20 protein-coding genes are annotated in these 22,921 nt (G+C 73.5%); 7 read left to right on the top strand and 13 right to left on the bottom strand.

Features of this window, described 5'->3' with window-relative positions:
• Positions 1–28 precede the first annotated feature (28 nt).
• The 3 genes from FH608_RS13030 to FH608_RS13020 all read left to right on the top strand — a co-directional run bounded on the left by FH608_RS13030 (position 29) and on the right by FH608_RS13020 (position 2,937).
• Entirely contained in the window at positions 29–949 is a 921-nt protein-coding gene (locus FH608_RS13030) for a S1C family serine protease (RefSeq protein ID WP_139630979.1), read from the top strand.
• Between the two features lie 313 nt (positions 950–1,262).
• A complete protein-coding gene (locus FH608_RS13025) occupies positions 1,263–2,348 on the top strand; it encodes a serine hydrolase domain-containing protein (protein WP_139630722.1) in 1,086 nt (361 codons plus the stop codon).
• Between the two features lie 55 nt (positions 2,349–2,403).
• A complete protein-coding gene (locus tag FH608_RS13020) occupies positions 2,404–2,937 on the top strand; it encodes a pyridoxamine 5'-phosphate oxidase family protein (RefSeq protein ID WP_139630721.1) in 534 nt (177 codons plus the stop codon).
• Between the two features lie 19 nt (positions 2,938–2,956).
• Here the strand turns inward: FH608_RS13020 and FH608_RS13015 are convergent, their stop codons facing one another.
• The 5 genes from FH608_RS13015 to crcB (FH608_RS13000) form a co-directional block, all read right to left on the bottom strand.
• Entirely contained in the window at positions 2,957–4,276 is a 1,320-nt protein-coding gene (locus FH608_RS13015; RefSeq protein ID WP_226899410.1) for a glycosyltransferase family 4 protein, read from the bottom strand.
• Between the two features lie 161 nt (positions 4,277–4,437).
• Positions 4,438–7,557: a S41 family peptidase gene (locus tag FH608_RS13010; RefSeq protein WP_139630720.1), complete on the bottom strand. Its 3,120-nt coding sequence runs from the start codon at positions 7,555–7,557 to the stop codon at positions 4,438–4,440.
• Between the two features lie 119 nt (positions 7,558–7,676).
• Positions 7,677–7,805 carry a hypothetical protein gene (locus tag FH608_RS53795; RefSeq protein WP_263008687.1) on the bottom strand — a complete coding sequence of 43 codons (129 nt, stop codon included), beginning with the start codon at positions 7,803–7,805 and terminating at the stop codon, positions 7,677–7,679.
• 106 nt (positions 7,806–7,911) lie between these two features.
• Positions 7,912–8,268 carry a fluoride efflux transporter CrcB gene (gene crcB, locus FH608_RS13005; protein ID WP_139630719.1) on the bottom strand — a complete coding sequence of 119 codons (357 nt, stop codon included), beginning with the start codon at positions 8,266–8,268 and terminating at the stop codon, positions 7,912–7,914.
• On the bottom strand, positions 8,265–8,729 hold the full coding sequence (gene crcB / locus FH608_RS13000) for a fluoride efflux transporter CrcB (RefSeq protein WP_139630718.1): 465 nt from the start codon (positions 8,727–8,729) through the stop codon (positions 8,265–8,267). Before crcB (FH608_RS13000) ends, crcB (FH608_RS13005) begins: the two co-directional genes overlap by 4 nt.
• 72 nt (positions 8,730–8,801) lie before the next feature.
• Here crcB (FH608_RS13000) and FH608_RS12995 point away from each other — a divergent pair, with 72 nt between their 5' ends.
• Positions 8,802–9,515: an HNH endonuclease family protein gene (locus tag FH608_RS12995; RefSeq protein WP_226899409.1), complete on the top strand. Its 714-nt coding sequence runs from the start codon at positions 8,802–8,804 to the stop codon at positions 9,513–9,515.
• A 24-nt stretch (positions 9,516–9,539) separates the two neighbouring features.
• Here the strand turns inward: FH608_RS12995 and FH608_RS12990 are convergent, their stop codons facing one another.
• Positions 9,540–10,373, bottom strand: a complete 834-nt coding sequence (locus FH608_RS12990; RefSeq protein WP_139630717.1) for a GDSL-type esterase/lipase family protein — start codon at positions 10,371–10,373, stop codon at positions 9,540–9,542.
• A gap of 219 nt (positions 10,374–10,592) precedes the next feature.
• Between FH608_RS12990 and FH608_RS12985 the strand changes: the two genes are divergently transcribed.
• Positions 10,593–11,846 carry an isochorismate synthase gene (locus tag FH608_RS12985; protein ID WP_139630716.1) on the top strand — a complete coding sequence of 418 codons (1,254 nt, stop codon included), beginning with the start codon at positions 10,593–10,595 and terminating at the stop codon, positions 11,844–11,846.
• Between the two features lie 104 nt (positions 11,847–11,950).
• On the opposite strand, the gene FH608_RS12980 is transcribed toward FH608_RS12985, so the two are convergent.
• A complete protein-coding gene (locus FH608_RS12980; protein WP_139630715.1) occupies positions 11,951–12,571 on the bottom strand; it encodes a YigZ family protein in 621 nt (206 codons plus the stop codon).
• Between the two features lie 61 nt (positions 12,572–12,632).
• On the opposite strand from FH608_RS12980, the gene FH608_RS12975 reads away from it, so the two are divergent.
• Positions 12,633–12,935, top strand: coding sequence for a hypothetical protein (locus FH608_RS12975; RefSeq protein WP_139630714.1), 303 nt, complete (start codon positions 12,633–12,635; stop codon positions 12,933–12,935).
• Complete coding sequence (locus FH608_RS12970) at positions 12,935–13,786, top strand: metallophosphoesterase family protein (RefSeq protein ID WP_139630713.1); 852 nt, start codon at positions 12,935–12,937, stop codon at positions 13,784–13,786. The genes FH608_RS12975 and FH608_RS12970 overlap by 1 nt, the downstream gene beginning before the upstream one ends.
• Positions 13,787–13,791: 5 nt before the next feature.
• Here FH608_RS12970 and FH608_RS12965 read toward each other — a convergent pair whose 3' ends face one another.
• The 6 genes from FH608_RS12965 to FH608_RS12940 all read right to left on the bottom strand — a co-directional run bounded on the left by FH608_RS12965 (position 13,792) and on the right by FH608_RS12940 (position 22,864).
• Positions 13,792–15,417, bottom strand: a complete 1,626-nt coding sequence (locus tag FH608_RS12965; protein WP_139630712.1) for a hydantoinase B/oxoprolinase family protein — start codon at positions 15,415–15,417, stop codon at positions 13,792–13,794.
• A 1-nt stretch (position 15,418) separates the two neighbouring features.
• Positions 15,419–17,455 (bottom strand): hydantoinase/oxoprolinase family protein, encoded by a 2,037-nt coding sequence (locus FH608_RS12960; protein WP_139630711.1) that lies wholly within the window; start codon positions 17,453–17,455, stop codon positions 15,419–15,421.
• A gap of 87 nt (positions 17,456–17,542) precedes the next feature.
• Positions 17,543–19,519, bottom strand: a complete 1,977-nt coding sequence (locus FH608_RS12955) for a PucR family transcriptional regulator (protein WP_139630710.1) — start codon at positions 19,517–19,519, stop codon at positions 17,543–17,545.
• A gap of 22 nt (positions 19,520–19,541) precedes the next feature.
• The gene (locus FH608_RS12950) at positions 19,542–20,576 is read right to left on the bottom strand and encodes a DUF917 domain-containing protein (RefSeq protein ID WP_193318381.1); all 1,035 of its coding nucleotides are present in this window, start codon (positions 20,574–20,576) and stop codon (positions 19,542–19,544) included.
• A gap of 63 nt (positions 20,577–20,639) precedes the next feature.
• Positions 20,640–21,560, bottom strand: coding sequence for a hypothetical protein (locus FH608_RS12945; RefSeq protein WP_139630708.1), 921 nt, complete (start codon positions 21,558–21,560; stop codon positions 20,640–20,642).
• A complete protein-coding gene (locus tag FH608_RS12940; RefSeq protein ID WP_139630707.1) occupies positions 21,557–22,864 on the bottom strand; it encodes an MFS transporter in 1,308 nt (435 codons plus the stop codon). The genes FH608_RS12945 and FH608_RS12940 overlap by 4 nt, the downstream gene beginning before the upstream one ends.
• Positions 22,865–22,921 lie beyond the last annotated feature (57 nt).

Here is a 22,921-nt window from a genome sequence, read left to right as displayed (position 1 = left end):
TAATCCTGTAAGCAAAGGAGTGCACGTGATGGCGGATCCCCTCGACGCCTACTCGCGCGTCGTTACATCCGTGGCGGCCGAGTTGCTGCCGAAGGTGGCCAGCGTGCGGGCGGGCCGGGGCAGCGGGTCGGCCGTGGTGTTCACCGCCGACGGGTTCCTGCTGACCAACGCGCACGTGGTCGGCTCCTCCCGGGACGGTACGGTCGCGTTCGCCGACGGCAGCTCAGGCGGCTTCGTCGTGGTCGGGCGCGATCCCCTGTCGGACCTGGCGGTGATCAGGGCGCAGACGGCCACGCCCGAGCCCGCCGCGCTCGGCGACAGCGACGAACTGGTCGTGGGCCAGCTCGTGGTCGCCGTGGGCAATCCGCTCGGCCTGGCCGGGTCGGTGACGGCCGGGGTGGTGTCGGGGCTGGGGCGCTCGCTGCCCGCGCGCAGCGGCTCGGCCGTACGGCTCATCGAGGACGTGATCCAGACCGACGCCGCGCTCAACCCCGGCAACTCGGGCGGCGCGCTGGCCGACTCCCAGGCCAGGGTCGTGGGGATCAACACGGCGGTGGCCGGGGTGGGCGTCGGCCTCGCGGTGCCGATGAACGCCACGACCCGCTCCATCATCGCCGCCCTGATCAGGGACGGGCGGGTCAGGCGGGCCTTCCTCGGGCTGGTCACCTCCCCGGCGCCGCTGCCGGAGCCGCTGCGGCTGCGCACCGGGCAGTCGGGCGCGCTGCGCGTGGTGGAGGTCGTGCCGGGCTCGCCCGCCCACCGGGCCGGGCTACGCGCCGGCGACCTGGTGCTGAGCGCGGGCCGCAGCCCGGTGGGCGACGCGCAGAGCCTGCAGCGGCTAATGTTCGCGGACGCGATCGGGCGGCCGCTGCCGATCACCGTCTACCGGAACGGCGCCCTGGTGGACGTCATCGCCGAGCCGGTGGAACTCACCGGCTCCGGCGTCTGAGGAGCGGGCCACCCGTTCCTGGACCGCAAGCCCGAACAGCACGTGAGGGCTGGATCGGGCGCGGAATGTCGGTGAGGAGCAGCAGCACCCACAGGAACGGGCCATGCGTGCGACGTTGACGGTGTGTCGCCCAACCCGGCTTTCGTGGTTGAAGGCGTCTGTACGGTGGGCCGCCGCCGGCCGGCTTCGTCCGGCGCGATGAGTTTTCCCGCCGTCGATTGTCTGCCTTCGGGAAGGTGAGCAGGCGGCACGCCACCCTCCGCCGGCCGGCGGGGCGATTCCTCCGCGCGGGCGGAGAGTGACGAGGGTAGCGATGGGTGAGATACAGGACCAGATACAGCGTCATATCGATGCGCTGGTCGGTGCCGGCGCGGAGACCGGGGTGCAGGTCGCGGTCTATCACGATGGCGCGCTGATCGTCGACGCGGTGGCCGGTACGGCTGATCCGGCCGGCGGGCGGCCGCTCACCTCCGACACGCCGATCTTCAGTTTCTCCACGGGCAAGAACATGGCGGCCACGCTCGCGCATCTGCTCGTCGCGCGGGGTTTCCTCGACTACGACACCCCGGTCACGGACCTGTGGCCCGAGTTCGGTGTGCGCGGAAAGGCCACGGCGACGCTGCGGCACGTCCTGACCCACACGGTCGGTCTTCCGGCCATGCCGCGCGAGATCACCCCGGGCGAGCTGCCTGACTGGTTCAGGGTATGCGAGGCGCTGGCCGCCGCCGAGCCGCGCTGGCGGCCGGGCACCGCCGTGGGCTATCACTCCTACACCTTCGGCTATCTCGTCGGTGAGCTGGCCCGCCGCACGACCGGGCGGCGGATGTGCGAGCTGCTGCGTGAGTGGATCACTGTGCCCCTCGGCATCGACGGGCAGCTCTACTTCGCCGCTCCGGAGGAGTCGCTGCCGGGGTTGGCGCGCCTGGAGGAGCAGCAGTGGCCTGCCGCCCCCGACGGCGGTGATGCGATCCTCGCGCCGTGGGAGAACCGGCCCAGTGCCGATTTCGGTAACAACGGCGACATCCTGCGCGCCGATATACCGTCGGTGGGGATCGCCACCGCGCACGGCGTCGCCGCGATGTACAACGCCGTGCTGCAGGGCGAGCTCGTGGACCCCGCGCGGTTGGCGGAACTGTCCGCGCTCGCATTCGACGGGGTGGATCAGGTTTTCGGTACTCCGGCGCGGATGGCGCTGGGTTTCCCGATCGGCAGGATGGGTGCCCCTGCCGAGGAGAACTCCACGGCATTCGGATGGCCGGGTGGCGGCGGAAGCTACGCTTACGCCGACCCCGCGCGGGGTGTCGCCTTCGCGCTGACGAAAAACCGGCTCGTCCCGAACTTCGACACCGCGCTGTCGGTCACCACGATCCTGGCCGACCATCTCGCCGGGACCCGCTGAGCCGTCCCCGCAAATGCGCAGGGCCAAGATTTCCCACGATCACAAGGAGAAGGTCATGTCCAACCCTACGGACGGCGACTCGACCGCCCCCCAGACCAGCCTCGGCCCGTTCTCCTCGCCGGGCGCCGGCCCGACACCGTGGGAGGCGACGGAGTCGGCACTGCGCCGGATCCAGAAATTCCAGCTGTGCACGGTGCGCCGGGACGGCCGCCCCCACGTGACCCCGTTGCTGGCGATCTGGGCGCTCGGCGCGATGTGGTTCACCACCGGCGACAGCGAGCAGAAGGCGAAGAATCTCAGCGCCAACCCCTGCTGCGCGCTGACCACCGGAACCGGCACCCTGACCGGCATGGACTACGTCATCGAGGGCACTGCGAGCCTGGTCACCGACCAGGACACCAGGGAAGCCGTGGCGACCGCGTTCGAGCAGGCCTATGGCTGGCAGCTCACCCGCGAGGACGGAACCTGGCATCAACTGGGCGACGCCGTTCGGACCGGGAATGTTCAGCTCTACCGGGTCCAGCCGGACAAGGCTTTCGCCTTCGCCACCGGTGGCGAGTCGTCCCAGACTCGCTACCGGTGGCGCTGAGAGCACCGCGCCCGGGTGCTCAGGCTCGGCGGGATGCCGGTTCCGTGGACGCTGCGGGTACCGGGGCGGCGAGCGGGCGGGAGCGGGTGTGGGTGCCGGTCCGCCGGGCCAGCAGTTCCTCCAGCAGCGCGTCCCACTTCGCCCCGATCACGCCCACGTCGTACGCCCGCGCCGTCTCCACCGCCCCCGCCGCCAGGCGGCGCCGCAGCTGCTCGTCCTCGATCACCCGGATGATCGAGGCGGCCAGGTTGGCGTTGGTGCGCGGCTTGACGAGCAGCCCGTCCACCTCGTCGGTGAGCATCTCCTTGGGCCCGTGCGGGCTGTTGAAGCTGACGATCGCCAGCCCCTTGGCCATGGCCTCCAGGATCGTCATGGGGAAGCCCTCGTGCCGGGAGCTCAGCACGAAGATCGACGCCTTCTCCAGCTCCGCCCCCACGTCGGAGGTGGGCCCGGGGAGCTCGACCGTGCCTTCCAGCCCGGCCTCCGCGATCTGCCGCGCGAGGTTCTCCTGCTGCGGCCCGGCGCCGTAAATGCGCAGCTTCCAGTCGGGGTGGGCGGCGGCGACCGTCTGCCAGGCGGTGATGAGCCGGTGGAAGCCCTTGATGCGGGTCATCCTGCCGACCGCGACGGCGACCTTGGCGGTCAGGTCGGACGTGCCGCCGGTCATGGGCGGCACGGCGTTGGGGATGCGGGTGAGCTTGCGCGGCTTCTTCGGCAGCGTCTCGCGGTAGTCGCGCAGGTCGGCCTTGGTGAGCGCGACCACGGCGTCGAGGCGGCGGTAGCGCCGCTTGACGAGCGCCTGGATCGCCTCGCCGTGGGTGCGCAGCGCCACGTGTTCCTGCCCGATCGTGATGACGCCGGGCGGGGCTAACTGGGCGACGGCCAGGTTGAGCCCCGGCCGGGTGGAGATCAGGACGCCGGTGTCGAGCGAGCGGAGGAAGCGCGCCAGCTTCAGGTCGGTCCACAGGGTGAAGCGGTGGTGGGCGGACTCCTCCTCGGGGATGATCCGGCTCGGCAGTTTCGACAGCATCGCGCGCAACGGGTCGGCACTGGGATGGAGCCGGTCGTCGAGGTAGCGGAAGCGCACCCGCGGGTCGACGGGAAAGAACGGTTCCTCGGCCTCCTTCAGAACGCTCACGATCTCCACGTCGTGCCGGTCGGCCAGGTGGCCGGCCAGGTTGAACACGGTCCTGATCGTCCCGCCCATCCCGTGCGCGTGCAGCAGCAGGATGCGGACCTGCCGCGTGGACGGCGGCGGCGCGGTGCGCGCCCTGCGCCGGTCGTACCCCCGATACAGCCGGACCACGGCCGACTTCCCCTTGCGTGCCAGTGCGCGCACGTGACGAATCCCCCTCTAATCGCCGAGAACAGCTCTCAACACACAGAGCCGGTGGCGAGGGAGTCGACCCTCGCCACCGGCCGTTCGTCGTTCATGGGTGGAATGCAGGTATTCATCCCCTGTCTGCTAACCACGCCTATGATCTTTAGACGCCAGGGGGGTCACTGAGGTTGCATGCGCGGCCGGAGCCGGGGGTCGGGAGTGTGGGGCGGGTGCTCGGCGAGGAGGTCGAGCGCGACGGCGATGGCCCGTTCGAGCTGGGTGTCCACGCCTCGGGCGTAGTCCTGCGGGGTGATGTCGACCTCGATGTCGGGGTCGGTGCCGTAGTTCTCGACCTGCCAGCCGACGTCGTCGAAGGCGAAGGAGAACTCCGGCTGCGTGGTCACCGTCCCGTCGGCGAGCCGGTGGCGCGGCCAGATGCCGATGACGCCGCCCCAGGTACGCTTGCCGACCAGCGGCCCGAGCTTCAGCAGCTTGAAGGTGTGGCTGAAGATGTCGCCGTCGGAGCCGGCCCACTCGTTGGTGATCGCCACCAGCGGCCCGCGCGGCGACTCCGGCGGGTACGGCTCCGGGTCGCCCCACCTCGGGTAGTCGTAGCCGAGCCGCCGCCTGGCCAGCTTCTCCAGCAGCAGCGGGGAGACGTGGCCGCCGCCGTTGAAGCGCACGTCCACGATGAGCGCCTGCCGGCCGTACTCGGCCAGGAAGCCCCGGTGGAACTCCCCGAACCCTCCGGTCCCCATGTCGGGCACGTGCAGGTAGCCGACCCGGCCGCCGGAGCGGCGGTGGCACTCGGCGCGGTTGTGGTTCACCCAGTCGCGGTAGCGGGCCGGCCGCTCGTCGGCGAGGGCCCGTACGGTGACCGTGAAGACGCGCTCCTTCCGGCGCAGCGTCAGCTCGACCTCCTCGCCCGCCTGGTTGACCAGGCGTTCGTTGGGGGTCGCGGTCGCGCCGATGGGCGCGCCGTCGATGGCGAGGACGGCGTCGCCCGTACGGACGTCGAGACCGAGCCGGTTGAGCGGCGAGGTCGCCTCCGGGTCCCACGGGTCGCCGGTCACGATCGAGCGGATGTGGTAGACGCCGTCACGGTAGTCCCAGTCGACGCCCAGCTTGCCCTGGCTGTAGTCGGGCCCCGGGCGGTATTCGCCGCCGCTCTCGTAGGCGTGGCTGGTGGCCAGCTCGCCGTGCAGCTCCCACAGCAGGTCGGAGAACTCGCCGCGGGTCGTGACGCGCTCCACCAGCGGCCGGTAGCGGTCGTAGACGGCCGGCCAGTCGACGCCCGCCATGTCCTCGGTCCAGAAGTTCTCCAGCTGCAGCCGCCACGCCTCGCGGAACATCTGCCGCCACTCCGCCTCGGGGCAGACCGACACCTTGATCCGCGACAGGTCGATCCAGCCGCTCTCGCGCCCCGGCGCCTCCTCGTCGCCCGGCGCCTCGCCCGCCTTGACCACGCGCAGCCGCGAGCCGGCGCGGTAGAGCAGCGTCCTGTGGTCGCGACCCAGCTCGAAGTCGGTGACGCCGTCGGCGAACGGCTCGTTCTTGTTCTGGGCGAGGTCGTACAGGTGCAGGGAGTTCGCACCCTCCAGCGGGCTGGTGAGGATCAGCACCTTGCCCTTGAGCCCGGCCACCCGCTCGTAGCGGCCCTCGGGCAGCGGGAACGCGATGACGCGCCGGGCCAGCCCTTCGACGTCCACGCGCAGCGGCTCGGCCTCCTCGGGTTCGTCGTCCTTGCCGGAGGAGGAGTCCGACAGGGGCCGCTGCACGGGGACGAACGGGTCGGGCACATCGGCGCGCAGCGCCACCGCGTACGGGCGGGTGCCGAGCGGGAAGCCCAGGTCGAACTGGAGCTGGTCGTAGACGGGCGAGAAGGCGCGCTGGCCGATGAAGTACAGGTAGCGCCCCTCGGGGTCGAACGCCGGCATCGAGTCCTTGAGCACCGGCTCCGTGGCCTGCACCGTGCGCCCCGACTCGGGGTGGTGCAGCTTGATGGCGCTGGTCCGGGGGTCGAGCGGGCTGGTGTACGCCAGCCACCGCCCGTCGCACGACCAGGCCGGGTCCTCCGGCGGTCCGTGCGGGTTGGCCTCGACGAGCTCCGCCTGCCCGCTGGCCAGGTCGAGCAGGTGCAGCTCGTGGCGGTGGTTGACGACCGCCACCCGGTCGTGGGCGGGGTCGGGCACGAGCGCGTTGACCCGTCCCAGCCTGGCCACCTCCGTGCCGCCGCCGCCCTCGTGGCCCTCCAGGACGACCAGCCGCTCCTCGTCGGCGTCGTCGCTGGCCGCCGCGATCAGCCGCGCGCCGTCGTTGAGCCAGGTCAGGTAGCGGTAGCGGACGCCGTCGGGCGAGCCGTGCTGCTGCACCGGCCCCTCCCACGCGGCCATCGCGTACGCCTTGCCGCGCGACGTGACGGCCACCGCGCTGCCGTCGGGGCTGAGCGTGGCGCTGTCGAGGTAGTCGGCCGCGTCGACGAACCTGCGGTTGCGCTGCGTCCTCGAGCTGGCCAGCAGCACCTCCAGCCGGCGCGCCGGCCTCCCGGGGTCGAGGAGGTAGAGGTCGGCGCCCGCGTGGTAGACCAGCCGGTGCCCGTCGCCGGACAGGTTGCGCGCGTAGTAGTCGTCGTGGTGGGTGAGCTTGCGCAGGTCCAGGCCGTCGGGATCGCACGAGTAGACGTTGCCGACGCCCTCGTGGTCGGAGATGAAGCACACCCGGCCCTCGCTCCAGCAGGGCGAGGCCAGGTTGCCCGGGAGCCTGATCAGCCGCCGGAACTCGCCGTCGCCGCGCGGGTCGATCCACAGGTCGCCGACCGTGCCGCCCCGGTAGCGCTTCCAGCGCGCCGGGTCGGCGGTGTTGCGGCCCAGCACGATCATGCCGTCCGGCCCGTACGCGATCGAGTTGGCCGGCCCGTACGGCAGCCGCTCCGGCACGCCGCCCGGCGCGACGCGGTGCAGCCACTTGCGGCCCTCGAACGGCTGGGCCGCGTCGCTGGCGTAGAGGATGCGCCCTTCGGGGTCCCAGCCGGTGACCGTGCAGCGGGCGCCGTGGAAGGTGACCCGGCGGGCGGCGCCACCGCCGGACGGCATGACGTACACCTCCTCCGGGCCCTCCTCGCGGCCGACGAAGGCGAGGTGGTCGCCGCGCGGCGAGATGCGCGGGTAGCCCGCCTCGGCGAGCCCGGCGGTCAGCCGGAAGGCTCGCCCGCCCCGGGCGGACACCATCCACAGGTCGTCCTCCGCGGCGAAGACGACCACGTCCTGAAGGACGGCGGGAAAGCGCAGATAGGCCGACATGACGTAGCTCCACGATGGATCCGGCAGCCGGGGCGTGCGGCCCCGGCTGCCGGATCATGGCACTCGGTGGACACGTCGCCGCTGCCACCCGCCTGTGCCGGCCGGGCGGCAGGGACGCGTCACTCCTGGTCCGTGGTCGGCTTGGTGCTCGTCTCCCGCTTGCTCTCCTTGGCCTGCCTGTTGCTCTTGATGGCCTGCTTCTTGGACTTGCCGGTCTTGGCGGCGGGTTTCTTCTTCGTGTCTGCCATGGGAAATCCCCCCTGTACGGATGAGATGCACCGGAATGGTGCACTGTGCCCCTTAATACCCATCTAGCGGCGAAACCCGACATACCGCCAGCGGGGTGGAAGGGGTTCAGAGGGCCTGGGCCAGGGCCGCCCCGCAGAACGCGGCGCCGAGCCCGGCGACCACGCCGGCGACGGCGTTGGCCACCGCGTGGAAGCGCGCGCCCTCCTCCAGCAGCCGCATCGTCTCGTAGCCGAACGTCGAGTACGTCGTCAGCGCCCCGCAGAACCCGGTGCCCAGCAGCGCCATGGCCGCGCCCTGGGCGGGCAGCGCGGCCAGGAAGCCCAGCAGCGCCGACCCGGCCACGTTCACCGCCAGCGTCCCCCAGGGGAAGACGGTGTCGTGCCGCGCCTGCACCGCGCGGTCCGCCAGGTAACGCAGCGGCGCCCCGAGCGCCGCCCCCACGACGACCAGCACCACCGTCATCGGGCGCCCACCGGCCTCTTCCTCGTCAGCCGCCTGGCCAGCCACATGCCCGCGGTCACGGCCACGAGCGCCGCCGCCAGGGTGGCCACCAGGTAGACCAGCCCCGTCAGCGGCGCGCCCGCCGCCACCGCCCGCTGCACGTCCACCGCGTACGTCGAGAACGTCGTGTAGCCGCCCAGCACCCCGACCCCCAGGAACGGCCGCACGAGCCGGTGCGCCGGCCGCACCTCCGTGATCACCACCATGAGCGCCCCGATCAGCAGGCAGCCGGACACGTTGATCATGAAGGTCGCCCAGGGGAAGTCCGCCGGCCCGGCGGGCAGCGCCGACTGCAGGCCGAAGCGCGCGAGGGCGCCCAGGGCGCCGCCGGCCGAGATCGCCCCGAGCACGGGCCAGTGCAGCTCCGCGCGCTGCGCCGGGACGTGAAGATCGACGTCCGGATCGATCGGACGATCAGTCACATAACCCTCCCCGTGTCGGAACCCGCCATGCCGGGAATTTCTCTAGACAACCTCGCATGTTCGGAGGCCTGCTTGAGCGCGAAGGACGCCATCGCCCTTCTGGCCGGAGCCATCATCGTCGTTTCCTTCGTCGGCAGCGCCAAGACACCCGCGGCCACCGCGGCCAGCCCGCTGGGCAACACCGGCGGCACGCGGCCCGGACTGGCCCCCATCATGTCGGACGCCGACGAGGCCCGGGCACGCGGCCTCATCAAACGGCTGCGCGTGAAGGGTTTCGGCCCCAACACCGGCTACCGGCGCACCTGGTACGGCGACAACTGGGCCGACACCGCGAGCGGCGTCCCGTACGCGCGCAACGGCTGCCGCACCCGCGACGACCTGCTGGCCCGCGACGGGCGGGAGGTGAGATACCGGGCGGGCTCCGACTGCGTGGTCGTCTCCATGGTCCTGACCGACCCCTACACGGGCAGGACCATTCACTGGCGCAAGTCCGAGGCCGACGAGGTGCAGGTCGACCACGTGGTGCCGCTCAACTACGCCTGGCGGATGGGCTCGCGGCGCTGGCCGATGTCCAAGCGGCTGGCCTTCGCCAACGACCCGCTGAACCTGCTGCCGGTCTACGGCGACGCCAACGAGGCGAAGGAGGCCTCGGGGCCGGCGAGCTGGCTGCCGCCGCAGCGGCGCATCCGCTGCGCGTACGTGACCCGCTTCGCGCAGGTGGCGCTGAAGTACGACGTGCCGGTCAGGGCGGCGGACAAGCGCGTCATGCTCGCCCAGTGCCGGTGACGGCGCGCCCCGCTCCCAGGGAGGCTAGCGCGGGTCGATCCAGCTGAAGCCGTGCTCGAAGGTCTGCCGCGCCAGGACGCGCTGCCCGGCCGTGTTCGGGTGGAAGAAGTCCCACTTGCTGACCTGGTCGAGCGTGAACGGGTAGTCGAACACCGCGCCCTCGTCGCTGTCGCAGCCGGGGCCGAAGGCGGTGCACGCCTCGGCCGCCTCGCGGTTGTAGGCGATGACCCGCGCCCGCACCCGGTCGCGGCGCTCGGCGTCGGCCCGCTTGGTCGAGTCGGGCCGGGCGAGCATGCTCTGGCAGATGCGGCCCACCGTCCAGAAGGTGCGGGCGATCGGGTTGGATTTGCCCACGTGCCACAGCCGCCGCAGGTCGGGGATACTGGCGATGAACACCCTGGCGCCGGGCACCCCGGAGCGCAGCTCGGCGAGCGCCGCGTCCAGCCGCCGCCGGTACGTCTCGACGGGCGTCATGGCCTGCTCCGTGCGGGTGCAGGCGTCCTGGGCGCCGACCAGGATCGTCACGTAGTCGGCCTTGGCCTCGACCGCCTTGCGGACCTGGCCGAGCAGGTCGGCGCTGGTCGAGCCGGGGGCGGCGAAGTTGAGGTTGTGCTTCTGGAGCGTTCCCGACATCGTGGACAGGCGCAGGTAGTGGCTGTCCACCAGCTGGTTGTCGCCGGTGGACCACGAGCGCGCCTTGCAGGAGACGTACCAGCCGCAGGCGTTGAAGCCGGTGGAGATCGAGTCGCCGAGCGCGGCCATGACCTCGGGCACGGACTGGGCCGCGGCGGCCTGCGCCGGACCGGTGGAGGAGACGAGAATCACTGCGGTGAGCGCGGAGCCCAGGCGACCGATCATGGGGACCAAGGTAGAAAGTGGATCATGGTCGGACTATGGCGTTCCGGCGATGTCTGTGATTTCAGGACCGACTTCATATCGCCGCTTGACAAGGCCGCACGTGATCGGGTTGAGGCTGATACCGCGTAACGTGCGGTTTTTTCCGGGCCGCCTGGCCGTTACCCCGCATTCGCGGGGGTCTGAGTCGAACGTGTTCAGTTCCCGCATAGAGTGTCTTGGGTGAGTGTCGCGCTCGGAACAACCCGCCCGCTGCCGGTTCGCACCACCCCCGTCGGCGACCCAGGCGATCTGCTGGCGTCCCTGCCCGGCACGGCGCCCTACGCGTGGGTCAGAAACGGCGAGGGCCTCGTCGGATGGGGGGAGGCCGCACGGGTGTCCGTGCCCCCGGGGCCCGGCCGGTTCGCCTGGGCCCGGCAGTGGCTGGCCACCGTGTTCGGCGACGCCCGGGTCGACGACGCCGTCGGCACCCCCGGCTCTGGCCCGGTCGCCTTCGGCAGCTTCACCTTCGACGAGGACGCCCGCGGCTCCGTCCTGGTCGTCCCGCGCGCCGTGCTCGCCCGCCGCGGCGGCCACGCCTGGCTCACCACGGTCGGCGAGGCTCCGCTGGAGACGCTGTCGCTGCTGCGCGACCCGGTCCGCGACCCGCTGGTCGAGCCCGGCCGCATCCGCTACGGCGACGGCAGCCTGTCGGCCCCCGAGTGGGAGGAGGTCGTGGCCAGGGCCGCCAAGCGTATCCGCGAGGGCGAGCTGGAGAAGGTCGTGCTGGCGCGCGACCTGGTCGCCGTCGCCGAGCGCCCCATCGACGTGCGGCTGCTGCTGACGCGCCTGGCGCGGCGCTTTCCCGAGTGCTACACGTTCTCCGTCGCGGGGCTGGTCGGGGCGACGCCGGAGCTGCTGATCCGGCGCACGGGCCAGGAGGTCGAGTCTCTGGTGCTGGCCGGCACCACCGCCCGCGGCGACGGCCCGGCCGACGACCTCGCGCGCGGGGCGGCGCTGCTGGCCTCGGCCAAGGACCGCCACGAGCACGAGTGCGCGATCGCCTCCGTGCGCCAGACGCTCGCGCCGCTCTGCTCCTCGCTGGAGACGCCCGACGAGCCCGAGCTGCTGATGCTGCCCAACGTGCAGCACCTGGCCAGCCACGTCACGGGGCGCCTGGCCGACGGGGCCTCGGTGCTGGACGTGGTGGCCGCCATGCATCCGACGGCCGCCGTGGGCGGCACCCCGACCCGCACCGCGATCGAGGTCATCCGGGAGCTGGAGGGCATGGACCGCGCGGGCTACGCCGGCCCGGTCGGGTGGATCGACGCCCACGGCGACGGCGAGTGGGGCATCGCGCTGCGCTCGGGGCTCGTGCGGGGCCGCCGCGCCCGGCTGTTCGCGGGCGGCGGCATCATGGGCGACTCCGACCCGTCCGCCGAGCTGGCCGAGGCCCAGGCGAAGTTCCGCGTCATGCAGTACGCCCTCGAAGGCTGAGCGGGCCGGCGAAGTCGCGCGGCCCGCCGTCGAAGGCCGCTCAGCCGGGCACGCGGAAGTCCTCGAAGGCCGGTCCTGGGCGCGTGGAGGTTCTCGAAGGCCGGTCAGCCGGGCACGTGGAGGTCCTCGCCGACGTCCACGCGGGCCCGCCCGGCGGTCAGCGTGGCCACCCAGTCGGTGAACGCGGCCACCTCGTCGTCGCCCACCGCGACGGCGAAGCTCACCTCCCCGGCGTACGTCACGTCGCGCACGGCGTGGCGGGAGGCGCGCAGGTCGTTCTCCACCCGCCCGGCCTGGTCGTGCGCCACCGCGACGCGCACGAGCTTGGCCGGCACCATCCGCACCGGCTCGGCCCGGTCGAGCGTCTCGGTCACGGCGGAGCCGTACGCGCGCACCAGGCCGCCGGCCCCGAGCAGGGTGCCGCCGAAATAGCGGGTCACCACCGCCACCACGTCGCTGAAGCCCCTGCCGACCAGGGCCTGCACCATCGGCGTGCCCGCGGTGCCCCCTGGCTCGCCGTCGTCGTCGCCCTTCTGCACGCGCGTGCCGATGACGTACGCGGTGCAGTTGTGGCTGGCGGAGGGATGCTCGCGGCGCCGCTCGCCGATGAACGCGAGCGCCTCCTCGACGCTGCGCGCGGGGGCCACGGCGCAGATGAAGCGGGAGCGCTTGGCCTCCGTCTCGTGCTCGACGGGGGCGGCGAGGGTGAGGTACGGCGCGGGCACACCCGACAGGGTATTGCCCCGGGGGCTACCATCGCGTTCAGGCCGATCTCGGGAGGGTCACGTGGACACCGCGGACGACATCATGCCCTTCGTCTGCCTGGCGATCGACGCGTACGGCGGGAGCGTGCTCGCCAGGACCCGCGAGCTGGCCGCCAGCACGCCCGAGGCCTGCGGCGGCCGCATCCTGCAGCGCCTCTTCGGGCGGGGCGACGCCGCGTCCAGGCGGGTCATCGAGCGGGTGGCCGAGGCCAAGCCGGACGACGGGCCGAGCCGCGCGGCGCTGCGGCTGGCGATCGCGGACGCGCTCCTCGCCGATCCCTGCCTGGCGGGCGAGGTCGCCGCGATGCTGCCCAGGGTGGCGTGATGGGGCGTCCGTCGCCCGGAGCGGGCGCGAGCAGGCTGCTGGCCATCAGTGACCTGCACGTCGGCTACCAGGAGAACCGCGCCATCGTGCGCGAGCTGAAGCCCTCCACGCCCGGTGACTGGCTGCTGGTCGCGGGCGACGTCGGCGAGCGGCTGGCGGACATCGAGTGGGCACTGGAGCTGCTGGCGAGCCGGTTCGAGCGGGTCGTGTGGACGCCGGGCAACCACGAGCTGTGGACGCCGCCGGGCGACCCGCCGGGCCTGCGCGGCACCGCCCGCTACGAGCGCCTGGTGCAGCTGTGCCGAGGGCTGGGCGTGCTCACCCCGGAGGACGACTATCCGATGTGGGAGGGCGCGGGCGGGCCGGTGCGGATCGTGCCCCTTTTCCTGCTTTATGACTACACGTTCCTGCCGGACGGCCACCGTACCAAGGAGAGCGCGCTCGCGTACGCCCACCAGACCGGGGTGGTCTGCACCGACGAGTACCTCCTCCACCCCGACCCCCACCCGAGCCGCGACGCCTGGTGCCGGGCCAGGGTGGAGCTGACCGAGCGGCGGCTGGCCGGGCTCGCGGACGGCGTGCCGCTCGTCTTCGTCAACCACTATCCCCTGGTACGCGAGCCCACCGACGTCCTGCGCCACCCGGAGTTCGCGCAGTGGTGCGGCACGACGGCCACCAGGCGGTGGCACACCCGCCACCCGACCGCCGCCGTGATCTACGGCCACCTGCACATCCCGCGCGTCACCTGGTACGACGGGGTGCGCTTCGAGGAGGTCTCGCTCGGCTACCCCAGGGAGTGGCGCGCCCGCCCCGGCGGCCCCCGGCTGCTGCGCGACGTGCTCGTGCCCTGACCGGCTCAGCCGGTGGTCATGCCCCGGGCCAGGTCGGCGGCCGTCGCCTCGGCGGAGCGCCGCTCGGCGGGGCCGTAGCCGCCGCCTCCGCCGGTCTCGCAGCGCAGCACGTCACCGGCCCTGACCGGCAGCGCGTTCACCTTGAGCAGCTCCCGCGAGCCGCGCCGCCCCGGGTTGAGCGTGACGCGCGGCGGCGCGCCCGCCCCGCCACCCGCCAGGCCCCACGCCGGCGTCACCGAGCGCTCGAACCACAGCGACAGCGAGGTGTCGCCGCAGAACTCGTACTCGCGCACCACCCCGTTCCCGCCCCGCCACTGCCCGGCCCCACCGGTGCCGGGCCGGACCTCGTAGCGGCGCACGCGTACCGGGAACAGGGTCTCCAGCACCTCGATGGGCATGTCCCGCAGCGCGCCGTTGACGTTGTTGATCAGGCAGTCCTCGCCGTCGCCGCCCTCCCACGCGCCCCAGCCGCCGACCGTGGCCTCCTGGGAGACGTACACCTTGCCGGTACGGGGGTCGGTGCCGGTGAACTGCACGATCATCGAGTCCCCGTACGAGGCGGCGGCCGCCTTTTCTGGCAGCACCGGCGCCAGCGCCCTGACCACCAGGTCGATGAGCAGCCCCAGGTGGGAGTAGTAGTACTGGCAGGCGGCCGGCGACTCGGCGGCCAGCATCGAGCCCGGCCGCGTCTCCACCGTCAGCGGGCGGAACGAGCCGCCGTTCAGCGGCACGTCGCTCGAGACCAGCAGCTTGTAGCCGACGCGCACGGCGGCCACCGCCTGCGCCGCGCCGCAGTTGACCGGGCCGGTCGCCTGGTCGGCGCAGTCGGTCAGGTCCACGTGCATCGACTCGCCCGCCACCGCGATGGTGACGTTGACGGGCAGCGGCACGTCCAGGTCGATGCCGTCGTTGTCGAGGTGGCCGGAGGCCTGGTAGATGCCGTCGGGGATGGCGGCGATGGCGGTGCGCTCCATCCGCTCGGTCTGGGCGAAGATCTCGTCGCGGGCCGCCAGCACGGTCTCCAGGCCCCACCGGGCGACGATCTCCTTCAGCCGCCGCTGCCCCGTCATGGCGCAGCTGACCTGGGCGCGCAGATCACCGAGCGTGGCGTGCGGGAAGCGCACGTTGCCGGCGATCACCTCGTGCAGGTCGCGGCAGGGCTCGCCGCCCGCGTACACCTTGACCGGGCCCATCCGCAGGCCCTCCTGGAAGATCGAGGTGGAGTCCATCGAGCCGCCCGGGTCCTTGGACCCGACGTCCAGCCAGTGCGCACGCGACGCCGCGAACCCGGCCAGCTCCCCGTCCACGAAGATCGGCCCGTAGACGGTGACGTCGTTGAGGTGGGTGCCGCCGATGTAGGAGTCGTTGAGCACCCACACGTCGCCCTCCTCCCACACCTCCCGCCCGTACCTGCGCTCGGTCTCGCGGGTGCACACCTCCAGGTTGCCCAGGAAGATCGGCAGCCCTGACGACTGGCCCAGCACGTTGTGGTCGCGGTCGAGCAGCGCGACCGCGCAGTCCTTGGCCTCGTAGATGACCGGGGTGTAGGAGCTGCGGATGAGGGTGGTGTTCATGTCCTCGGCGGCCTGGAGCAGGGCGCAGCGGATGATCTCCGTGGTGACGGGGTCCATGTCAGGGGTTCACCTTCACGATGAGGAATCCGTTGGGGTCGACGGTGGCCACGCAGCCGGGCGGGATGACCGTGGTCGCGGTCTCCTCGACCACGATCGCGGGCCCGGCCAGCTCGCCGTCCAGGCCGGCGCGCCGCAGCACGGGCGTGCTGTGCACGGCCCCGTCGAAGATCACGTCGCGTACGCGTTCCGCCCGCTCCTCGGGTGCCTGGGCGGGGGCGGCGGCGGTACGCGGGAAGGAGCCGAACCCGGTGCTGCGCAGCATGACGAACTCCACGGGCGCCTCCGGGGTGGCGTGCCCGTAGCGGGCGGTGTGCGCCTCGGCGTAGCGGGCCGCGATCGTCTCCAGGAAGCCGGGCTCGGCGGGCTCGGCCGCGTCGCGCAGCGGGATGGTGAGCGTGTAGTCCTGGCCCTCGTAGCGCATGTCGACGGCGTGCTCGACCCGGCGGCGGTCCTCGGGGACGCCCTGGGCGGAGAGCGCGGTCAGGGCCTCCTCCTCCAATAGGCCGAAATTTCGGGACATGTCGTGGCGGTTGAGGGTGTCCTGCGGCCGGAAGTACGGATGCGTCAGGTCCCGCCGTACGTCGGCCTCCAGCATCCCCCACGCCGAGAACGCGCCGGGGAAGCGCGGCACCACCACCTCGGAGATGCCCAGCTCCCGGGCGATGAACGCGGCGTGCATCGGCCCCGCGCCCCCGAACGCCACCAGCGCGAACTCCCGCGGCTCGATCCCGTGCTCCACCGTCAGCGTGCGGATGGCCTGCGCCATCTTGGCGTTGGCCACGTCGCAGATCCCCTCGGCCAGCAGCAGCGGGTCCAGGTCCAGCTCGCCGGCGAGCGTGGCCACCGCCTCGCCCGCCGCCTCCGCGTCCAGCTCCATCAGCCCGCCCGCGAACCAGGCCGGATCCACCCGGCCGAGCGCCACGTTCGCGTCGGTCACGGTCGGCCGCGTGCCGCCCCTGCCGTAACAGGCCGGCCCCGGCACCGCGCCGGCCGACTCCGGGCCCACGCGCAGCGCGCCCGCCTCGGCGTACGCGATCGAGCCGCCGCCCGCGCCGATGGTGTGCAGGTTCACGATGGGCATGAGCACCGGGTAGCCCTCGATGCGGGCCTCGGCGCTGACGTCGGGGCGCCCGTTCACGACGAGCGACACGTCGAACGACGTGCCGCCCATGTCGATGCAGATCGCGTTGCCCCGCGCTCCCTCACCGCGGAGCAGGCGGGTGGCCGCGACACCGCCCATCGTACCGCCCACCGGCCCGGACAGCAGCGTCTGCAGCGGCCTGCGCATCGCGTACGAGGCGTTGACCAGCCCGCCCGACGACTGCATGACGTGCACCGGCACCGCCAGGCCCCGCTCGGCGAAGCGCCGCTCGACCCTGGCCAGGTAGCGGCGCACGACGGGCCCGGTGTACGCCTCCAGCACCGCCGACGAGGTCCGCTCGTACTCCCGCCACTCCCGCGCCACCTCGTGCGAGAGCACCACCAGCACGCCCTCGCCCAGCTCCTCCCGCAGGATCTCGCCCGCCCGCGCCTCGTGCGCCGGATTGGCGTACGCGAACAGCAGGCACACCGCCACCGCGTCGAACCCCTCCTCGCGCGCCCGGCGCGCCGCCGCCCGTACCGACGCCTCGTCGAGCGGCACGAACTCCCGCCCCAGGTAGTCGAGCCGGCCGCCCGCCTCCATGACGTCCTGGCGCGGCACGAGCGGCACGGGCTTGCGGTAGCGCAGGTCGAACATGCGGTCGCGGTTGCCCCTGGCGATCTGGTAGACGTCCCCGCCGCCCTCGCTCGCCAGCAGCAGCACCCGGGCGCCCTTGCGTTCCAGCAGCGCGTTGAGTCCCTGCGTGGTGCCGTGCACGAAGAACGAGATCTCCGCGGGGTCGTCCACCACCCGGCCGAGCGCGGCGAACACGCCTTCGGCCAGATCTCCCGGAGTGGTGGGCGCCTTCGAGGCGGTGACGGCCCCCGTCCGCTCGTCGTAGCAGACGACGTCGGTGAAGGTGCCGCCGATGTCCATGGCGACGCGATAGCTCATGCGCTGCACCGTACGCGCCCACCGGCCCGGGTGGGATGTGCGGCCCGCACAGAGCCGCGGTGCCGCCAGTGCATCCTGCCGGTCCGGTCAGCGGAGCAGGACGTGGCAGGCCAGCTGGAGCGCCAGCCGGGTGGCGGCGTCGTCCAGGTCGAACCCCACCGACTTGACGCGCTCCAGGCGGGTGGTGACCGTGTTGCGGTGCACGCCCAGGCGCTCGGCCGCCTTCAGCGCGCCACCCTCGTCCAGGACGGCCGCCAGCGTCTCCAGCAGCGTGCCGTCCTTGTCGACGGCCAGCAGCGGCCGCAGCACGACGGCGGCGGGGGTGCGCAGGACGCCGGTGGGCAGGGCGCCCAGCAGCTCGGCCGGGCCCATCCGGTCCGCCCTCGCCACCGTGCCCGGCGCCGCCACGAACGCCGCCGCCTCCGCGCCCAGCAGCGACTCCCCCACCGACCGCAGGCCCTCCACCCGCGCGCCCACCCCGGCCACGCACGGCCACGGCATGCTCCGCACGCCGCGCGCCAGGCGGGCGGCCAGCTCGCCGGGGTCGAGCGCGGACCACCCCGCCCAGCCCTCGCCCCTGGGCAGCACGGGGACCTGGCCGAGGGCGGCGGTGATCAGTGTCCGGGCCAGCGGGCTGTCGGCCGCCTCCGCCGTCGGGCGGACGTGGTAGCCGGTCAGCTCCCCCTCCACGGGCCACCCCAGCGCGACCGCCTCCACCCGCGCCCCGCCCTCCATCCGAGCCTTCGATCCAGCCTTTGCCGGTCCCCCTGCTCCGGCCCCTGTCCCGGCTCCTGCCTCGGCTCCTGTCGCGGCCTCTGTTCCGGCCCCTGTCTCGGCTCGGGCTTCTGTCTCGGCTCCTGTCCCGTCCTCGGCTGTCGTCCCGGGCGCGGCTCCTGCCCCGGGCTCCGGTCCCGTTCCGTGCTCGGTTCCCGTTCCGGGCGCGGCTTCGGCTTCGGCTTCGGCTTCGGCGAGCAGGCGTTCGGCGAGGGCCTGCTGCAGGGCGAAGTCGCGGGAGGCGCGCAGCCGCTCCCGCGCGGCCCACGCGGTCAGCGGGGCCACCGCCAGATTCAGCACGGTACGGACGGCCGCGGGCCAGCCGGGCGACCGGGACGACCCGACGGCCACCAGCGTGCCCAGCACGCCACCCTCCTGGTCGAGCACCTCCACCTCGGCCGACCACCGCGCCCCGGCGCCTCGCCCGCCCCGCGACGCACCGCCTTCGCCCCGGCCCGCGGCCCGCTCGCCTCTCGCCTCATGTGACCTACCGTCCTCATCGGTGGTCGCGCCATCACTCGCGGCCACAGGAGGCTCTCCGGCCGCGGCTCGAAGGGGAGGCTGCTCCCCCTCCAGGGATCGCCCACCCGCCTCCCTCACCGCGACCCGCCCGCCTGCTTCCTCCACTCCTGCACGCTCCACGCCGGACCGGTCGGGGCCCGCCTGGCCCGGACGCTCGGCGCCTGGCCGGTCGAGGTCCGGACGGTCCTGGCCCGGGCGTTCCACGCCGGGGCGGTCGGTGGGGCGGGCGCCGGCCACGTGGCGGCCGTACCGGTCGAGGAAGGTCACCGAGGTGCCGGGCAGTTCGGCGTTCAGGACGCCCAGCACGCGCCGGGCCGAGGGACCCGCTTCGGCGAGGCGGGTGGCGCAGCGGGCGACGAGCTGGGTGCGGGCCGCCTCAGGGCGGGAGGCGGCCGAGGCGATCCGGACGGCGACGATCAGGGGATCCTCGTCCACGAAGATCAGCGTGATGCCGAGCCGCTCGGCGAGCACCTCCCCGGAGCCCGCGCTCAGCCCGCCCGACGGCGCGATCACGCACGCCGCCGCCTGTTCCCAGGCCCGGCGCATGGCCATCTCCACCGCCCAGCCGCCGCCGGCCGCCGCGCCGATCAGCACCACGGCCGTGTGCGGCGTCACCTGCCCCAGCACCGACAGCTCGTCCACGATCCGCACCTGGCGCACCTGGACCTCACCCGTGCCGTACATCCGCGCCCCGGCCAGCGGCCCGGCGTTGACCAGCTCGGCCACCGTGATCGGCGCCTCCCAGCCCGCGGCGCGCACCCCGCCCATCACACCCTCACCTCCCGGCGGCTCACAGCGGCAGCCCGAAGGCGCGCAGCCCGCCCAGCGCCTGGCCGCGGTCGGTGTGCCACACCGGCGCGGCCCTGACCACCATGACCTCGACCTCCAGGCCGGGCTCGGCCTTGTCGACGTCCACCACCATCCCGCCCTCCGTGGAGATCATGCAGATCTGGTCCGGCGCCATCGCGACCGGCGCCCCGTCGGCCAGGGCGAGCACGATCTCGTTGTGCGCCTCCAGCCGTACCAGCCGCCGCAGCCCCGCCGACTCCTGCACGACGATGCTCGACGGCAGCGACGGCAGCGCGAGGTCGGCGCCGTGCCCCGTGCTGCCCTCCACCGCCAGGATCCGCCCCCTGCACAGCGTGCGCACGCCGTACGGCGCCGCGGCCGAGCGGGGCGCGCCCGGCGCGCCGGCCCGCAGGAGCAGGCTCACGGTGCCCGGCACCACCACCCGGGCCAGCTCGCCCGCCGTCATCGGGTAGCAGGCGGCCACCCCCCACCCGCCGAACGACAGCACCACGGGCCGCAGCAGCTCCTCCACCCGGTCGCCGGGGGTCTCCAGCAGCACCAGCTCGCCGGATCCGCCCGCGAGTGCCAGCGGGGCCGGGCTCAGCCCGCCCAGCGCGTACGTCGTCTGCTCGACCAGCGGGAACACCCGTCCGGTGCCGTCGCCGTCGATCAGCGGCACCCCCAGCTGGGCCGCCGCGATGAGCGGGACCAGGGCGTTCTCGGCCGCGAGGTTGAGCGCCACCACCGCGCCGGCCCGCTCCCCCAGCCTGCGCTCCAGCGCCCGTACGGCCCGCGCCGGCTCGTCTCCCGCCGGCAGCTGCTCGCCCAGCGCGGTCGTGGACCCGACCAGGGTGATGGACACGCACAGCGTGCCCGGGTCCGCCTCCCCGGCCGTCACCAGCTCGACGCCCGATCCGATCACCGAGTGCGCCCAGTCGAGGGTGAGGCGGTACGCCGACTCCTCGGTCCCGATCGCGAACACCCGCGACCCGGCCGAGAGCCGTCCCAGCTCGTCCCGGTCGATGACCCGTCCCACGCGCCCTCCCACAGCCGCGCCCGTTCTCCCGGCCGGTCCCGCGGCGGTCCTTCGCCCGCGCGGTCACGGCACCGTCCCCTCCGCCGTCACCCGGACGCGGTAGAGACCGTCCGGCAGGTACGACAGCGGGTTCACCGTGGTCTCGGCGATCCGGGCCGAGCCGGGCAGGGCGCCGGCGCTGACCACGCGGGTGAGCGCCTCGTCCCGGGCGTCCTGGAGCACCCGGTCCAGCTCGGCCCGCCCCCGGGCCTGCACGATCCGCTCCACCCGCGCCTCCGGCCGCCCGATCGCCGCCCCGTAGGCCGCCGCCACCTCGTGGGGCACGCCCGGCAGCGCCACCCGCCCGCGCGCGAGGCTCGCCGCCCCGCCGAGGTCGCAGGTCAGCGGGTAGCGCCGGAAGTAGCTCGCCGACACCACCCCGCTGCCCGTCCTGGCGAAGTACACCGGAACGCCGGGCAGCTCGCGGGCGGCCTCGTCCACGATCCGACCGGCCTCTGCACCGAGCGCGGCGTTGCGGATCGCGCTCTCCTCCCGTTCGCGCAGGCCCGGAGTGCCGAACTCGTACGACAGCGTGATCCGCGCCCCCGGCACCTCGGCGGAGACGATCGCGGCCACGGCCAGCTCGTGGTCGGCCAGCATGGGCGACCCGGTCGCGGTCACGGCGAAGTCGGCCAGCCCGCAGCCGGCGGCGAAGCGCCGTACCGCCTCGGTGTCCAGCGGCGCGAGCGCGCGCCCGGTCAGGCTGTGGCCGCCGCGCACGATGGTGGCCGCGCCGGAGCCGACGCGCGGGCGCAGCACCTCGGGGCACGGCCCGCCCACCCGGATGGCGGCCACGGGCGCCGTGGGCAGGCCGGACAGGTCCACCGCCACGCACGCCCGGCGGGCCGAGCGGGCGGCGGCGCGGCCGACCGGCCATTCGGGCACGCCGTCCCCCACGGCCACCAGCACCGGGGTGGGCCGGACGAGGGCGACGCCGAGGATCACTCCAGTTCGCGCCCTTCCGTCTCGGGCAGCGGCACGGCCAGCAGCGCCGTGACCACCATGAACGCGTTGATGACGAGCATCGTGGCGGTGAAGCCGGTCGCGTGGGCCAGCAGCGCGCCGACGGCGGCCGGCGCCACGGTGGTGGCGACGAGCTGCGCGGCCGTGGCCCAGGAGTAGCCGGTGCCGCGCAGGGCGGTCGGGTAGAACTCGCCGTTCCAGGTGTTCCAGACGCCCCAGGCGCCGAGGCTGAAGAACGACAGCACGAAGTTGCCGAGGTAGAGGCCGGCGGCCGAGGAGGCGGTGGCGAACCAGAGGCCGCCGAGCGCCGCCGCCACGACGTAGACCAGGAACACCTTCTTGCGGCCGAAGCGGCCGGTCAGGAAGGAGGCGCTGACGTACCCGGGGATCATCATGAGGGCGCTCAGCGCCGCGAACCCGAGCGAGGCCGACAGCGTCAGCCCCTTCTGCTGCAGCAGCGTCGGCAGCCACGTCTGCAGGCCCCAGTAGCCCCAGTTGAAGACGAAGTTGAGCAGCAGCATGACCACGGTGATCCGGGCGAGCCCGCCGCGGAACAGGTCGAGCGGCCGCCCGGCGCGGGTGGCCGCCACCGTGAAGGTGGCCTCGGCGTCCGGGCTGCGCAGGGCGCGCAGCACCGCGCGGGCCTCCTCCTGCCTGCCCCGGGCGGCCAGCCAGTACGGCGACTCCGGCACCCACGCCCGCACCGCGAACGCCCACAGCCCCGCCGCCGCGCTGGCGATCACGACGACGTGCCAGCCGAGGTCGCCCAGCGTCACCGACGCCCCGATGGCGGCCAGCATGCCGATCGGCCACCCGATCGACAGGTAGACGGCCGCCCGGCCGCGCAGGTGCGTGGGCAGCAGCTCCAGGAAGAAGGGGAAGGTGATCGTGTAGACGCCGGCCAGCGCCAGCCCGGAGGCGACGCGCAGCGCCACCAGCGCCTCGACGCCGGGCGAGAAGGCCGAGGCGAGCGCGAACACCCCGTACGCCAGCAGCGACCAGAACGCCACCGGCCGGCGCCCCACCCGGTCGGCCACCGGCCCCCACACCAGCACGCCGGGGATCATGCCGAACGCGACCGCCGACAGCACGACGCCGACGCCCGCCTCGTCGATCCCGAACGCGCCGCCGAGGTCGCCGGAGACGTAGACGAGGGCCAGCTGCTCCCACGACTCGATGACGAACGCGATGAACAGCGCCAGCGCGATCAGCACGTGCCTGCGGGTGAACGGCATGCGGTCGAACGCCGCGCCGATGGGGATCGCCGGCGAGCCGATGGCGGTCATGGAGTGCTCCTCGGTGGGGGGCGAGCTGGAAGTGCGGGTGCGGCGGAACGATAGAGC

The organism is Nonomuraea phyllanthi, assembly GCF_006334985.2.
Taxonomy (GTDB): domain Bacteria; phylum Actinomycetota; class Actinomycetes; order Streptosporangiales; family Streptosporangiaceae; genus Nonomuraea; species Nonomuraea phyllanthi.
Note: the sequence above shows the minus strand (reverse complement) of the source record. Positions and strands in the feature narration are given on the sequence as shown.

Bases quoted from the DNA above. Each gene is read 5' to 3' on its own strand.
- FH608_RS13030 (WP_139630979.1), top strand. From the start codon at position 29: ATGGCGGATCCCCTCGACGCCTACTCGCGCGTCGTTACATCCGTGGCG.
- FH608_RS13025 (WP_139630722.1), top strand. From the start codon at position 1,263: ATGGGTGAGATACAGGACCAGATACAGCGTCATATCGATGCGCTGGTC.
- FH608_RS13020 (WP_139630721.1), top strand. From the start codon at position 2,404: ATGTCCAACCCTACGGACGGCGACTCGACCGCCCCCCAGACCAGCCTC.
- FH608_RS13010 (WP_139630720.1), bottom strand. From the start codon at position 7,557: ATGTCGGCCTATCTGCGCTTTCCCGCCGTCCTTCAGGACGTGGTCGTC.
- FH608_RS53795 (WP_263008687.1), bottom strand. From the start codon at position 7,805: ATGGCAGACACGAAGAAGAAACCCGCCGCCAAGACCGGCAAGTCCAAG.
- crcB (WP_139630719.1), bottom strand. From the start codon at position 8,268: ATGACGGTGGTGCTGGTCGTCGTGGGGGCGGCGCTCGGGGCGCCGCTG.
- FH608_RS12990 (WP_139630717.1), bottom strand. From the start codon at position 10,373: ATGATCGGTCGCCTGGGCTCCGCGCTCACCGCAGTGATTCTCGTCTCC.
- FH608_RS12970 (WP_139630713.1), top strand. From the start codon at position 12,935: ATGGGGCGTCCGTCGCCCGGAGCGGGCGCGAGCAGGCTGCTGGCCATC.
- FH608_RS12965 (WP_139630712.1), bottom strand. From the start codon at position 15,417: ATGGACCCCGTCACCACGGAGATCATCCGCTGCGCCCTGCTCCAGGCC.
- FH608_RS12960 (WP_139630711.1), bottom strand. From the start codon at position 17,455: ATGAGCTATCGCGTCGCCATGGACATCGGCGGCACCTTCACCGACGTC.
- FH608_RS12955 (WP_139630710.1), bottom strand. From the start codon at position 19,519: ATGGGCGGGGTGCGCGCCGCGGGCTGGGAGGCGCCGATCACGGTGGCC.
- FH608_RS12940 (WP_139630707.1), bottom strand. From the start codon at position 22,864: ATGACCGCCATCGGCTCGCCGGCGATCCCCATCGGCGCGGCGTTCGAC.